The sequence below is a fragment of the Maribacter sp. MAR_2009_72 genome (assembly GCF_007827235.1).
In the GTDB taxonomy this organism is placed as follows: domain Bacteria; phylum Bacteroidota; class Bacteroidia; order Flavobacteriales; family Flavobacteriaceae; genus Maribacter; species Maribacter sedimenticola.
Genome location: NZ_VISB01000001.1, coordinates 1,919,798 through 1,935,383 on the forward strand (window position 1 = coordinate 1,919,798; position 15,586 = coordinate 1,935,383).

At 44.9% G+C, this 15,586-nt stretch carries 2 protein-coding genes, 2 tRNA genes and 5 rRNA genes; 2 read left to right on the forward strand and 7 right to left on the reverse strand.

From position 1 onward, the window contains the following. The first annotated feature begins 225 nt into the window (after positions 1 to 225). Together gltB and JM81_RS07955 are read left to right on the forward strand one after the other, a co-directional pair. Positions 226 to 4,734, forward strand: a complete 4,509-nt coding sequence (gene gltB, locus JM81_RS07950) for a glutamate synthase large subunit (RefSeq protein ID WP_144802068.1) — start codon at positions 226 to 228, stop codon at positions 4,732 to 4,734. Positions 4,735 to 4,743: 9 nt separating this feature from the next. Beyond that, positions 4,744 to 6,210 carry a glutamate synthase subunit beta gene (locus JM81_RS07955; RefSeq protein WP_144802071.1) on the forward strand — a complete coding sequence of 489 codons (1,467 nt, stop codon included), beginning with the start codon at positions 4,744 to 4,746 and terminating at the stop codon, positions 6,208 to 6,210. 156 nt (positions 6,211 to 6,366) lie between these two features. Here the strand turns inward: JM81_RS07955 and rrf (JM81_RS07960) are convergent. The 7 genes from rrf (JM81_RS07960) to JM81_RS07990 form a co-directional block, all read right to left on the reverse strand. Continuing rightward, positions 6,367 to 6,478: ribosomal RNA gene (gene rrf / locus JM81_RS07960) — 5S ribosomal RNA — on the reverse strand. 168 nt (positions 6,479 to 6,646) lie between these two features. Next, positions 6,647 to 9,478, reverse strand: a 23S ribosomal RNA gene (locus tag JM81_RS07965). Positions 9,479 to 9,687: 209 nt separating this feature from the next. Further along, positions 9,688 to 9,764: transfer RNA gene (locus JM81_RS07970), tRNA-Ala, on the reverse strand. 136 nt (positions 9,765 to 9,900) lie between these two features. Continuing rightward, positions 9,901 to 9,974, reverse strand: a tRNA-Ile gene (locus tag JM81_RS07975). A gap of 181 nt (positions 9,975 to 10,155) precedes the next feature. Beyond that, positions 10,156 to 11,686: ribosomal RNA gene (locus tag JM81_RS07980) — 16S ribosomal RNA — on the reverse strand. A 741-nt stretch (positions 11,687 to 12,427) separates the two neighbouring features. Next, positions 12,428 to 12,539: ribosomal RNA gene (gene rrf / locus JM81_RS07985) — 5S ribosomal RNA — on the reverse strand. Positions 12,540 to 12,707: 168 nt separating this feature from the next. Next, positions 12,708 to 15,539, reverse strand: a 23S ribosomal RNA gene (locus JM81_RS07990). Together the 16S, 23S and 5S rRNA genes with 2 tRNA genes alongside form the textbook arrangement of a ribosomal RNA operon. Between the last annotated feature and the right edge of the window lie 47 nt (positions 15,540 to 15,586).

Consider the following 15,586-nt stretch of genomic DNA (forward strand, 5'->3'; position numbering starts at 1 on the left):
GAAATTGTTACAAACTACTACTTCGCGAATTTTACCCCCCAGTTTTCTTCCATTATTCACTCGCTTTAACTTAAATTTATCAATCTGATAAATTGAACCAATCAAAAATTGATAATTGTCGATTTTTTATGGTTTAATTAGAATCGTTGAATTTATTACTTGAATTAGTTTGAAACATTGAATATAATTCAAATAAATTGATATTTTTGAAGAAATACCACAAATATGACATTGAAGAAGCAAGGGTTATACCTACCAGAATTTGAACACGACAACTGTGGAGCTGGCTTTATTTGCAGCCTAAAAGGAAAAAAATCTAATGACATCATCCATAAGGCATTAGAAATACTGGAAAGATTGGAACATAGAGGTGCCGTTAGCGCCGATGGAAAGACAGGAGATGGAGCCGGTATCCTTATTGACATACCCCACGATTTTTTTCAGGCAGTTTGTGACTTTGACCTACCGGATGCAGGAGATTATGCCGTTGGTAATATATTCTTTCCAAGAAAAGAAAACCAGAGAGATTTCTGTATTTCCGTATTTGAGGAAAATATTAAAAAACAAGGCCTAAAATTATTAGGTTGGCGTAATGTTCCCGTTAATCGTTCCGTACCCGGTAGAATTGCTTCTGAAACGGAACCGTTCGTAAAACAAATATTCGTTGCCAAAGAAAATCCTGAACAGGAATATTTTGAATTCAACCTAAAACTGTTCATCGCTAGAAAAATAACGGAGCATACTATTATAAAATCCAAATTATCCGAAAATAAATTTTTCTACGTTCCAAGCCTATCAACAAAAATCATCATATTCAAAGGACTGTTAATGCCTTTGGACATTAGTCTTTATTATTCAGATTTGATGGATTCGCGCGTGGTTACCAGATTAGCCTTGGTGCACCAACGTTTTTCTACCAATACTTTCCCTACATGGGATTTGGCACAACCGTTCAGGTACATGTGCCATAATGGAGAAATAAACACCCTTAGAGGTAATGTATCTAGAATGTACTCTAGGGAAGAGCTTTTAAAGAGTGAAATGTTCGGTGATGAAATAAAGAATATTTTACCGATCATATTACCTGGAAAATCAGATTCTGCCACAATGGATATGGTGGTAGAATTATTATTAATGACCGGTAGATCATTACCTGAAGTAATGATGATTCTTGTTCCTGAAGCTTGGGAGAAAAATACGGAAATGTCAGAGGCAAAAAGAGCCTTTTATGAATATCATTCCTGTATGATGGAACCTTGGGACGGACCTGCATCAATACCCTTTACAGATGGCAACTTTATTGGTGCGGTTTTGGACAGAAATGGTTTAAGGCCTTCTAGATATACCGTTACCAAAGATGATTATGTTGTTATGTCATCAGAAACTGGCGTCGTGGAAATTACTCCTGAAAATGTTGAATTTCATGGAAGACTAGAACCAGGAAAAATGTTCTTGGTAAATATGGAAGAGGGCAGAATTGTAAATGATGAGGAAATAAAGGAGAAAATTGCCAAACAGCAACCATATAGTAAATGGTTAAAGGATAACTTGGTTCACTTAAAGGATATACCATATAATGATTGCCCATTGTTCTTGGGCGAAGAATCCCTTGAAAAAAGGAAGTCTGTCTTTGGATATACCTTGGAAGATATCAATACAATAGTCCTACCAATGGCAAAAGCCGGTAAGGAGCCAATAGGATCTATGGGTTCAGATACCCCTATTGCGGTATTGTCTCAACGTCCACAGCTTATATACAATTATTTCAAACAATTGTTCGCTCAAGTTACCAATCCACCTTTAGATGGAATAAGGGAGGAATTGATTACAGATATTAGTTTAACTCTTGGTAGCGACCACAATATTTTTGAATTTTCAGAACTTCACTGCAGAAAATTGAAAATTCAAAACCCTGTGATATCCAAGGAAGATTTGGACAAAATAAAAAATTATGATGTTAGTCCTGATTACAAAGTGGTTTCAATACCCATTCTTTATGATATTAATAAAGGACACAATGGTTTGGAAGATGCGTTGCAGTCTGTATTGAACCAAGCCTCTAAAGCAGTTGACCAAGGCACCAATATAATTATACTTTCTGACCGAAGCGTTAGCGAGGAATTTGCCCCCATACCTGCACTATTGGCCTGTTCGTTCGTAAATAGCGGATTGCAAAAATTAGGAAAACGTTCCAAGTTAAGTATCATTATAGAATCTGCGGAACCTAGGGAAGTACATCATTTTGCACTCCTATTCGGTTTCGGGGCCAGTGCTATAAATCCTTACTTGGTTAATGAAATCATAGCAGAACAAATAGAAGAACATGATATCACCGAAATAACTTTTGACGAGGCCATTAAAAATTACAATAAGGCCATTGGTAAAGGAATCCTGAAGGTAATGAACAAAATAGGGATATCTACTTTGAATTCTTACCGTGGATCTCAGCTCTTTGAATGTATCGGTATCAACACCAAAGTTGTTGATAAATATTTCCCCAATACACCAACCCGTATTCAAGGTATTGGACTTTATCAAATAGAAAAGGAAATTGCTTTAAGACATAGAAAAACATTTCATAAAAGTGAAATTGCAGCTTCTTTGGATTTAGAGATTGGAGGCGAGTACAGATGGAGAAGAGATGGAGAAAAACATATGTTCAATCCGCTTACAATTGCAAAACTTCAAAAATCCGTTCGTAATAACGAGCCGGACACGTATAAGGAATATTCCAGTATGGTTAATGAACAGTCCAAAAACCTGATGACCATTAGGGGACTTTTTGAATTTTCCAACTATGACCCAATTCCGCTAGAAGAAGTTGAACCTTGGACAGAAATTGTCAAGCGTTTTAAGACCGGGGCAATGTCCTACGGTTCCATTAGTCAAGAAGCGCATGAAAATTTGGCAATCGCCATGAACCGTATTGGTGGTAAAAGTAATTCTGGAGAAGGTGGTGAGGACCAGAACCGTTTTTATAAGAATGCAACGGGAGATTGGAAAAATAGTGCCATAAAGCAAGTAGCGTCCGGAAGATTTGGCGTTACATCCAATTATTTGACCAATGCAAAGGAAATTCAAATAAAAATGGCCCAAGGTGCCAAACCTGGTGAAGGTGGCCAATTACCTGGACCAAAGGTAAATCCACAAATAGCTAAAACCCGAAATTCCACCCCATATGTGGGTCTAATTTCACCACCGCCACATCATGATATTTATTCAATTGAGGATTTGTCCCAATTAATTTATGATTTAAAATCAGCGAACAGAAAAGCAAGGATCAATGTAAAATTGGTTTCTGAAGTGGGTGTGGGTACAGTTGCCGCAGGGGTTGCAAAGGCCAAAGCAGATGTTGTACTTGTAAGTGGTTTTGATGGTGGTACAGGTGCTTCCCCATTAACTTCCCTAAAGCATGCCGGATTACCTTGGGAACTTGGTATTGCAGAAGCACAACAAACCCTAGTATTAAATGATTTAAGGAATAGGATCGTTCTTGAATGTGATGGACAATTGAAAACCGGAAGGGATGTTGCCATAGCATGTTTATTAGGCGCTGAGGAATTTGGGTTTGCAACCGCTCCGCTAGTAGCTTCTGGTTGTATTATGATGAGGGTTTGTCATCTAAATACATGTCCAGTAGGTATTGCAACACAAAATCCTGAATTGAGGAAAAAATTTGCAGGTAAACCGGAACATGTAGTCAACTACATGTATTTCGTAGCACAAGAATTACGGGAAATTATGGCGCAATTAGGTTTTAGAACCATTAATGAAATGGTTGGCCAAGTTCAAAAATTGGATCGTAAAAAAGCTATAGAACACTATAAGGCCGCAGGTATTGACCTTACACCTATATTGCATCAGGTAGATGTACCTATGGGCACTAAATTCTATAATACCGAAAAACAAAAACACGATATTGATAAGTCTATTGAATTTGATATTATAGCAAAAGCTAATCCATCATTGTTCAGAAAGGAGAAATTGATATTGGATTATCCTATTTGCAATACCGATCGCGCAGTAGGCGCAATAATCAGTAATGAAATTTCTAAGACTTACGGTGCAGAAGGATTGCCTATAAATACCTTACGACTTAATTTTACGGGCTCAGCAGGACAAAGTTTTGGTGCTTTTGCAACCAGAGGACTTACTATGGTCGTTAATGGTAACACCAATGATTACTTAGGAAAAGGGCTTTCAGGGGCTAAACTTGTTATAAAAGTACCTGAAAAATCTACTATAGTCCCAGAAGATAATGTAATCACAGGCAATGTTACGCTATATGGTGCTACCGCAGGTAGGGCTTATATAAACGGTAAGGCCGGGGAACGTTTTTGTGTTCGTAACTCGGGAGCAAAAGCCGTTGTTGAAGGAATTGGCGATCATGGTTGCGAATATATGACAGGGGGTGTTGCAGTTATACTGGGTGAAGTAGGTAGAAACTTTGGTGCTGGTATGAGCGGCGGTATAGCTTATGTCCTTGATCAGAAAAAAACCTTTAGAAAACAGTGTAGTACAGAAGGTCTAAACCTATTGGATGTAACGGAAGACAATGACATTAATCAATTAAAAGATTTAATTACAAGTCATTATAATTCCACATCAAGTCCATTGGCACAAAGAATATTGGAAAACTGGGAATCATATTTACCAAAATTCGTGAAGGTTCTGCCAGAAGAATATAGACAAGCCCTTTTGCGCTTAGAAAAAGAAAATTTACAAACCATATAAAATCGAAACATGGGGAAGACAACAGGATTTTTGGAATTCGATAGAAAAGTAGAAGCATATGCTCCTGTAGAACAACGTATAAAAAATTACAAGGAGTTTACGGTTAAAATGCCGGAAAGCGAACTAAAGGACCAAGGCGCACGTTGCATGGATTGTGGTATACCATTTTGTCATAGTGGCTGCCCTTTGGGTAACCTAATACCAGATTTTAATGATGCAGTCTATCGTGGCAAATGGGAAAAAGCGAGTGAAATCTTGCACTCAACCAATAATTTTCCTGAATTTACAGGTAGGCTCTGTCCTGCACCTTGTGAAGAAGCGTGTGTTTTAGGAATAAATGAAGATCCGGTCACTATAGAAAATATCGAAAAGAATATAGTAGAGACTGCTTTTGAAAAGGGGTGGATTTCCGCAAAACCCCCACTTAACAGAACGGATAAAAAAATTGCGGTTATAGGCTCGGGACCATCTGGTCTTGCGGCTGCACAACAATTAAACCGCGCTGGTCATTTGGTCACTGTTTTTGAAAGGGATGCTAAACCAGGCGGTCTTCTTAGATACGGTATTCCAGATTTTAAGATGGAAAAGAGTGTGATTGATAGAAGGCTAGAAGTTCTAAAGGAAGAAGGTATTACATTTAAATGCAATGTCCATGTCGGTAAGGATATCATGGCAAATGAATTAAAACAAGAGTTTGATGCAGTAATCCTCTCTGGTGGAGCTACCGTTAGAAGAAATTTACCTATAGAAGGTGCAGATCTAAAAGGAGTTGTTCAAGCCATGGATTTTTTAAGTCAGAACAATAAACGTGTAGACGGTATACAAGATTTAGGTGAGGAAATTAAGGCTACGGATAAAGATGTTGTTGTAATTGGTGGTGGTGATACAGGTTCAGATTGTATTGGCACTTCCATAAGACATGGAGCCAATTCCGTATCAAACTTTGAAATTATGCCAATGTCCACACCAGAAAGACCTAAGGACCAACCTTGGCCATTTTGGCCAATGAGGTTAAGAACGAGCTCTTCTCATAAAGAAGGTGCTGAACGTTTCTTTAGCATTTCTACCAAACGATTTATTGGAGATGAAAATGGAAATTTAAAAGGATTGATAACTTCTGAAGTGGAATGGATTAAAACTCCTGGCCAAAGACCGCAATTAAAGGAAGTAGAAGGTACAGAAAAAGAATGGAAGTGTGAATTGGCTTTACTAGCCATGGGTTTTACAGGGTCTGAGACAACTTTGGCAGAGCAATTTGGTGTAGAATTAGATCAAAGAACCAATATCAAAGCTTCCGAAGATAATTATCAAACCAATATCCCCGGTATTTTTGCGGCCGGCGATCAACGTAGGGGACAATCTCTTATCGTTTGGGCTATTTCAGAAGGAAGACAAGCAGCGCATCATGTAGATAAGTATTTGATGGGGTCTTCAGCTCTACCTTTAAAAGGAGACGGAGATTTGCCTAGGGTATAGGATTATTTGAATTACTTTTTTAGGTCCTCAACTATCTTCTAGATAGTTGGGGACTTTTTCTTTTACACCATTTATCACCGTTTGTCCGGTGTGATATACTTACGGTGACCTTTCCGCATAAAAAAAGCCCCTTACAAAGTTGTAAGGGGCTTTCGAAAAAGGCGGCTACCTACTCTCCCACTTGGTATAGCAGTACCATCGGCGCAAACGGTCTTAACTTCCCTGTTCGGAATGGTAAGGGGTGGGCCCCGTCGCCATGGCCACCTAAGTTTTGGATCGGGCATTCCCGATCGCGGCCTCCGCCGCAATATCGTTGACATGAATGGAACAGGATACTATAAAGGAAAGAGGCACTTATATCAAAAAGTATGTTTCGGTATAAAAAGAAAGAAGTAAAGACCCTCGTCCGCCCCGTTCCAAGGAACGGGACGAGCGTATGCGCAAGCCTGACGGGCAATTAGTACTACTCGGCTACGGACGTTACCGCCCTTCCACCTATAGCCTATCGACGTGGTCATCTCCCACGGCCCTTTAAAGAAATCTCATCTTGTGGCTGGTTTCGCGCTTATATGCTTTCAGCGCTTATCCAATCCCGACATAGCTACCCAGCGATGCTCCTGGCGGAACAACTGGTGCACCAGCGGTCGGTCCAACTCGGTCCTCTCGTACTAGAGTCAGATCCACTCAAATTTCTAACGCCCGCAGTAGATAGAGACCGAACTGTCTCACGACGTTCTGAACCCAGCTCGCGTGCCACTTTAATGGGCGAACAGCCCAACCCTTGGGACCTTCTCCAGCCCCAGGATGTGACGAGCCGACATCGAGGTGCCAAACCCCCCCGTCGATATGAGCTCTTGGGGGAGATCAGCCTGTTATCCCCGGCGTACCTTTTATCCTTTGAGCGATGGCCCTTCCATGCGGAACCACCGGATCACTATGCTCTTGTTTCCAACCTGATCGACCTGTATGTCTCCCAGTCAAGCGCCCTTGTGCCATTGCACTCTACACACGATTGCCAACCGTATTGAGGGCACCTTTAGAAGCCTCCGTTACTCTTTTGGAGGCGACCACCCCAGTCAAACTACCCACCACGCACTGTTCCCTCTTGGAGGGTTAGGCCCCGGACAAGCAAAGGCTGGTATTTCAACAATGACTCCACCACACCTGGCGATGCGGCTTCAAAGTCTCCCAGCTATCCTACACATTGCTTGACCAAGGTCAATACGAAGCTATAGTAAAGGTGCACGGGGTCTTTTCGTCCCACTGCGGGTAACCGGCATCTTCACCGATACTACAATTTCACCGAGCTCATGGCCGAGACAGTGTCCAGATCGTTGCACCATTCGTGCAGGTCGGAACTTACCCGACAAGGAATTTCGCTACCTTAGGACCGTTATAGTTACGGCCGCCGTTTACTGGGGCTTCAATTCAATGCTTCTCCCCGAAGGAATGACATCTCCTCTTAACCTTCCAGCACCGGGCAGGTGTCAGGCCCTATACTTCATCTTTCGATTTTGCAGAGCCCTGTGTTTTTGATAAACAGTCGCCTGGACCTCTTCACTGCGGCCCCCCATAAGGGGGCGACCCTTCTCCCGAAGTTACGGGTCTATTTTGCCTAGTTCCTTAGCCATGAATCTCTCGAGCGCCTTAGAATACTCATCCCAACCACCTGTGTCGGTTTACGGTACGGGCTGCTTCACTCGCTTTTCTTGGAAGTCGATATGCTGGATTATCACCTTGGCCGTGGCCTCGGTGTACTATCGGGGTATTACTACTCCCTTCAACGTACAATTCCGTCTGTACGCACCAACTTCTCGCCTCCGTCACTTTTAGCGTGAGCAGGTACAGAAATATTAATCTGTTGTCCATCCACTATCCCCTTCGGGTTCGCGTTAGGTCCCGACTGACCCCCAGCTGATTAGCATAGCTGGGGAAACCTTGGTCTTTCGGCGTGCGGGTTTCTCGCCCGCATTATCGTTACTTATGCCTACATTTTCGTTTGTAACCGCTCCAGCATCCCTCGCAGGTACGCCTTCGACGCAGTTACAATGCTCCCCTACCCCTTGTATAAATACAAAGTCACGGCTTCGGTGATATGCTTATGCCCGATTATTATCCATGCGGAACCGCTCGACCAGTGAGCTGTTACGCACTCTTTAAATGAATGGCTGCTTCCAAGCCAACATCCTGGCTGTCAATGCAGTTCCACCGCGTTATATCAACTTAGCATATACTTTGGGACCTTAGCCGGTGATCTGGGTTCTTTCCCTCTCGGACATGGACCTTAGCACCCATGCCCTCACTGCGCAGAAACATTTCATAGCATTCGGAGTTTGTCAGGAATTGGTAGGCGGTGAAGCCCCCGCATCCAATCAGTAGCTCTACCTCTATGAAACTATCTACACGCTGCACCTAAATGCATTTCGGGGAGTACGAGCTATTTCCGAGCTTGATTGGCCTTTCACCCCTACCCACAGGTCATCCCAAGACTTTTCAACGTCAACGGGTTCGGTCCTCCACTATGTGTTACCACAGCTTCAACCTGCCCATGGGTAGATCGCACGGTTTCGCGTCTACTACTACTGACTATGGCGCCCTATTAAGACTCGCTTTCGCTACGGCTCCGTTCCTGAAGAACTTAACCTTGCCAGTAAAAGTAACTCGTAGGCTCATTATGCAAAAGGCACGCCGTCACCCATATGGGCTCCGACCGCTTGTAAGCGTATGGTTTCAGGATCTATTTCACTCCGTTATTCACGGTTCTTTTCACCTTTCCCTCACGGTACTGGTTCACTATCGGTCTCTCAGGAGTATTTAGTCTTGGCGGATGGTCCCGCCGGATTCATACAGGGTTTCACGTGCCCCGCACTACTCAGGATACCACTATCTAAATGCTCTTTGCCTATACGGGACTATCACCCTCTATGGTCGCTATTTCCAAAGCGTTCTAGTTCATCACATCTCGAATGTCGTGGTCCTACAACCCCGTTATTGCCGAAACAACAACGGTTTGGACTAATCCGATTTCGCTCGCCGCTACTATCGGAATCACTTTTGTTTTCTCCTCCTCCGGGTACTTAGATGTTTCAGTTCCCCGGGTTTGCTTGGCTTACGCCATGACATACCTTCAATATGCCGGGTTGCCCCATTCGGATATCTGCGGATCATATCGTGTGTGCCGATCCCCGCAGCTTTTCGCAGCTTATCACGTCCTTCTTCGCCTCTGAGAGCCTAGGCATTCCCCATACGCCCTTTTCCAGCTTGTCGCCAGATCTTTAATCTATTCTATTCTTAATTCGTACTCTTTACTTAATAAAGATTCGTGTTTCTTTCTTTTTTAGTCGGTAAAACATTAAAAATGTCTTACCTCCTGTTCCAATATGTCAATGAACGATCGCGAGTCGCGATAGACAATTAAATCATCTATGCCAATCACTGCAAGCTCCTAAGATCGTATTTCATATCCCGGGCATTGCCTGGTGGAGAATATCGGAGTCGAACCGATGACCTCCTGCGTGCAAGGCAGGCGCTCTAGCCAGCTGAGCTAATCCCCCGTTTTCAGTCGTCGGCTATCAGTTAACAGTTATCAGTTAATCGATGACCATACGCCAACTTGGGATACCCAACTCCTAAAATTTCCTTCAATCCTTAATGAACGTGCCGCTTAACCAAAAACGACCTTTTTGTTTGTAGTCCCAGGCAGACTCGAACTGCCGACCTCTACATTATCAGTGTAGCGCTCTAACCAGCTGAGCTATGGGACTGTCCCTACTCTTCCTTTTCAGTATAAATACCTCGCAGAAAAAAGCAATTACTTATATATCATAATTATGGAGATGTAACAATCGAACAATTACCAAAGAAACTATTATTAAATCAAAAGACCGGGACCGTGGTTCCATTCTTCTCTTCGTCAGGGACCGTCCTTAAAAGGACAATCTCTAGAAAGGAGGTGTTCCAGCCGCACCTTCCGGTACGGCTACCTTGTTACGACTTAGCCCTAGTTACCGATCTTGCCCTAGGCCGCTCCTTGCGGTGACGGACTTCAGGCACTCCCGGCTTCCATGGCTTGACGGGCGGTGTGTACAAGGCCCGGGAACGTATTCACCGGATCATGGCTGATATCCGATTACTAGCGATTCCAGCTTCACGGGGTCGAGTTGCAGACCCCGATCCGAACTGTGACAGGTTTTATAGATTCGCTCCGCCTTGCGACGTGGCTGCTCTCTGTACCTGCCATTGTAGCACGTGTGTGGCCCAGGACGTAAGGGCCGTGATGATTTGACGTCATCCCCACCTTCCTCACGGTTTGCACCGGCAGTCCCGTTAGAGTCCCCATCATGACATGCTGGCAACTAACGGTAGGGGTTGCGCTCGTTATAGGACTTAACCTGACACCTCACGGCACGAGCTGACGACAACCATGCAGCACCTTGCAAATTGCCCGAAGGAAAATCTATCTCTAGACCTGTCAATATGCATTTAAGCCCTGGTAAGGTTCCTCGCGTATCATCGAATTAAACCACATGCTCCACCGCTTGTGCGGGCCCCCGTCAATTCCTTTGAGTTTCATTCTTGCGAACGTACTCCCCAGGTGGGATACTTATCACTTTCGCTTGGCCGCCCAGGACTCAAGGCCCCGGACAGCTAGTATCCATCGTTTACGGCGTGGACTACCAGGGTATCTAATCCTGTTCGCTCCCCACGCTTTCGTCCATCAGCGTCAGTATATAGTTAGTCACCTGCCTTCGCAATCGGTGTTCTATGTAATATCTATGCATTTCACCGCTACACTACATATTCCGGCAACTTCACTATAACTCAAGACCGACAGTATCAAAGGCAGTTCTACCGTTGAGCGGCAGACTTTCACCCCTGACTTATCGGCCCGCCTACGGACCCTTTAAACCCAATAATTCCGGATAACGCTCGGACCCTCCGTATTACCGCGGCTGCTGGCACGGAGTTAGCCGGTCCTTATTCTTACGGTACCGTCAGTAGGCTACACGTAGCCCTTTTTCTTCCCGTATAAAAGCAGTTTACTACCCATAGGGCATTCTTCCTGCACGCGGCATGGCTGGATCAGAGTCTCCTCCATTGTCCAATATTCCTCACTGCTGCCTCCCGTAGGAGTCTGGTCCGTGTCTCAGTACCAGTGTGGGGGATCCCCCTCTCAGGGCCCCTACCCATCGTAGCCTTGGTAAGCCGTTACCTTACCAACAAGCTAATGGGACGCATGGCCATCTTGTACCGCCCGAGGGCTTTAACCACATCCCGATGCCGGGTCGTGGTACCATGGGGCATTAATCTTCGTTTCCAAAGGCTATTCCCCTGTACAAGGCAGGTTCCATACGCGGTGCGCACCCGTGCGCCGGTCGCCGGCGGAAAAGCAAGCTTTTCCCCGCTGCCCCTCGACTTGCATGTGTTAGGCCTGCCGCTAGCGTTCATCCTGAGCCAGGATCAAACTCTTCATCGTTGTTCTGTATATATTCGTCCCAACGAAGTCAAAATCTCTCCCGGCCCCGACTCTCGATTCAATTCCTTATATATACCTTACGATATATTAAATTGTATGTTTCCTTAATTCTTGTTCCTCTCATCCAGGTCCTCACCTGAACTCGATTCCTATCTCCACAATATTTCAATGAACTTCCATAAACCAGGCACAGAATCTCCCGATTCCCTCGCCTCGTTTCCCCTAGGTAATTCCCTAAGCGGGTGCAAATATACAACTGTTTTTTAACCTGACAACTACTTTGTAAAAAAAAACTAAAAAAATAATATCCTTACCAAAATTACCCTTTAAAAAATATTGATTTATAATAATTTTATCGCAATTAATTAGCAAATCACTTAACAATTACTATTGATATTTAAAAAATTGGTTTATTAATCATATAAATGTAGTAGCAGAAAAAAAATAAAAAACACCTTCTCATCATAACCATATATTACTAAATTTTAAAAATAAAGTGGCTAGAATATTATGATTGCCTTTTATTATAAATCCTCTATTTAAATTTTAAGTTAAGAATTGGCGAATTGTACAGCTTAAATAAATTTTGATACTATAAAATAATCCTTTGTTTGGACTTTAAAGATTTCATCCATAAATAAATATCCTATTTTATCACCGTTTGTCCGGTGTGATATACTTACGGTGACCTTTCCGCATGACATAAAAAAAGCCCCTTACAAAGTTGTAAGGGGCTTTCGAAAAAGGCGGCTACCTACTCTCCCACTTGGTATAGCAGTACCATCGGCGCAAACGGTCTTAACTTCCCTGTTCGGAATGGTAAGGGGTGGGCCCCGTCGCCATGGCCACCTAAGTTTTGGATCGGGCATTCCCGATCGCGGCCTCCGCCGCAATATCGTTGACATGAATGGAACAGGATACTATAAAGGAAAGAGGCACTTATATCAAAAAGTATGTTTCGGTATAAAAAGAAAGAAGTAAAGACCCTCGTCCGCCCCGTTCCAAGGAACGGGACGAGCGTATGCGCAAGCCTGACGGGCAATTAGTACTACTCGGCTACGGACGTTACCGCCCTTCCACCTATAGCCTATCGACGTGGTCATCTCCCACGGCCCTTTAAAGAAATCTCATCTTGTGGCTGGTTTCGCGCTTATATGCTTTCAGCGCTTATCCAATCCCGACATAGCTACCCAGCGATGCTCCTGGCGGAACAACTGGTGCACCAGCGGTCGGTCCAACTCGGTCCTCTCGTACTAGAGTCAGATCCACTCAAATTTCTAACGCCCGCAGTAGATAGAGACCGAACTGTCTCACGACGTTCTGAACCCAGCTCGCGTGCCACTTTAATGGGCGAACAGCCCAACCCTTGGGACCTTCTCCAGCCCCAGGATGTGACGAGCCGACATCGAGGTGCCAAACCCCCCCGTCGATATGAGCTCTTGGGGGAGATCAGCCTGTTATCCCCGGCGTACCTTTTATCCTTTGAGCGATGGCCCTTCCATGCGGAACCACCGGATCACTATGCTCTTGTTTCCAACCTGATCGACCTGTATGTCTCCCAGTCAAGCGCCCTTGTGCCATTGCACTCTACACACGATTGCCAACCGTATTGAGGGCACCTTTAGAAGCCTCCGTTACTCTTTTGGAGGCGACCACCCCAGTCAAACTACCCACCACGCACTGTTCCCTCTTGGAGGGTTAGGCCCCGGACAAGCAAAGGCTGGTATTTCAACAATGACTCCACCACACCTGGCGATGCGGCTTCAAAGTCTCCCAGCTATCCTACACATTGCTTGACCAAGGTCAATACGAAGCTATAGTAAAGGTGCACGGGGTCTTTTCGTCCCACTGCGGGTAACCGGCATCTTCACCGATACTACAATTTCACCGAGCTCATGGCCGAGACAGTGTCCAGATCGTTGCACCATTCGTGCAGGTCGGAACTTACCCGACAAGGAATTTCGCTACCTTAGGACCGTTATAGTTACGGCCGCCGTTTACTGGGGCTTCAATTCAATGCTTCTCCCCGAAGGAATGACATCTCCTCTTAACCTTCCAGCACCGGGCAGGTGTCAGGCCCTATACTTCATCTTTCGATTTTGCAGAGCCCTGTGTTTTTGATAAACAGTCGCCTGGACCTCTTCACTGCGGCCCCCCATAAGGGGGCGACCCTTCTCCCGAAGTTACGGGTCTATTTTGCCTAGTTCCTTAGCCATGAATCTCTCGAGCGCCTTAGAATACTCATCCCAACCACCTGTGTCGGTTTACGGTACGGGCTGCTTCACTCGCTTTTCTTGGAAGTCGATATGCTGGATTATCACCTTGGCCGTGGCCTCGGTGTACTATCGGGGTATTACTACTCCCTTCAACGTACAATTCCGTCTGTACGCACCAACTTCTCGCCTCCGTCACTTTTAGCGTGAGCAGGTACAGAAATATTAATCTGTTGTCCATCCACTATCCCCTTCGGGTTCGCGTTAGGTCCCGACTGACCCCCAGCTGATTAGCATAGCTGGGGAAACCTTGGTCTTTCGGCGTGCGGGTTTCTCGCCCGCATTATCGTTACTTATGCCTACATTTTCGTTTGTAACCGCTCCAGCATCCCTCGCAGGTACGCCTTCGACGCAGTTACAATGCTCCCCTACCCCTTGTATAAATACAAAGTCACGGCTTCGGTGATATGCTTATGCCCGATTATTATCCATGCGGAACCGCTCGACCAGTGAGCTGTTACGCACTCTTTAAATGAATGGCTGCTTCCAAGCCAACATCCTGGCTGTCAATGCAGTTCCACCGCGTTATATCAACTTAGCATATACTTTGGGACCTTAGCCGGTGATCTGGGTTCTTTCCCTCTCGGACATGGACCTTAGCACCCATGCCCTCACTGCGCAGAAACATTTCATAGCATTCGGAGTTTGTCAGGAATTGGTAGGCGGTGAAGCCCCCGCATCCAATCAGTAGCTCTACCTCTATGAAACTATCTACACGCTGCACCTAAATGCATTTCGGGGAGTACGAGCTATTTCCGAGCTTGATTGGCCTTTCACCCCTACCCACAGGTCATCCCAAGACTTTTCAACGTCAACGGGTTCGGTCCTCCACTATGTGTTACCACAGCTTCAACCTGCCCATGGGTAGATCGCACGGTTTCGCGTCTACTACTACTGACTATGGCGCCCTATTAAGACTCGCTTTCGCTACGGCTCCGTTCCTGAAGAACTTAACCTTGCCAGTAAAAGTAACTCGTAGGCTCATTATGCAAAAGGCACGCCGTCACCCATATGGGCTCCGACCGCTTGTAAGCGTATGGTTTCAGGATCTATTTCACTCCGTTATTCACGGTTCTTTTCACCTTTCCCTCACGGTACTGGTTCACTATCGGTCTCTCAGGAGTATTTAGTCTTGGCGGATGGTCCCGCCGGATTCATACAGGGTTTCACGTGCCCCGCACTACTCAGGATACCACTATCTAAATGCTCTTTGCCTATACGGGACTATCACCCTCTATGGTCGCTATTTCCAAAGCGTTCTAGTTCATCACATCTCGAATGTCGTGGTCCTACAACCCCGTTATTGCCGAAACAACAACGGTTTGGACTAATCCGATTTCGCTCGCCGCTACTATCGGAATCACTTTTGTTTTCTCCTCCTCCGGGTACTTAGATGTTTCAGTTCCCCGGGTTTGCTTGGCTTACGCCATGACATACCTTCAATATGCCGGGTTGCCCCATTCGGATATCTGCGGATCATATCGTGTGTGCCGATCCCCGCAGCTTTTCGCAGCTTATCACGTCCTTCTTCGCCTCTGAGAGCCTAGGCATTCCCCATACGCCCTTTTCCAGCTTGTCGCCAGATCTTTAATCTATTCTATTCTTAATTCGTACTCTTTACTTAATA

Excerpts from the sequence above, each read along its gene's own strand:
- gltB (WP_144802068.1), top strand. The coding sequence starts at position 226 with ATGACATTGAAGAAGCAAGGGTTATACCTACCAGAATTTGAACACGAC.
- JM81_RS07955 (WP_144802071.1), top strand. The coding sequence starts at position 4,744 with ATGGGGAAGACAACAGGATTTTTGGAATTCGATAGAAAAGTAGAAGCA.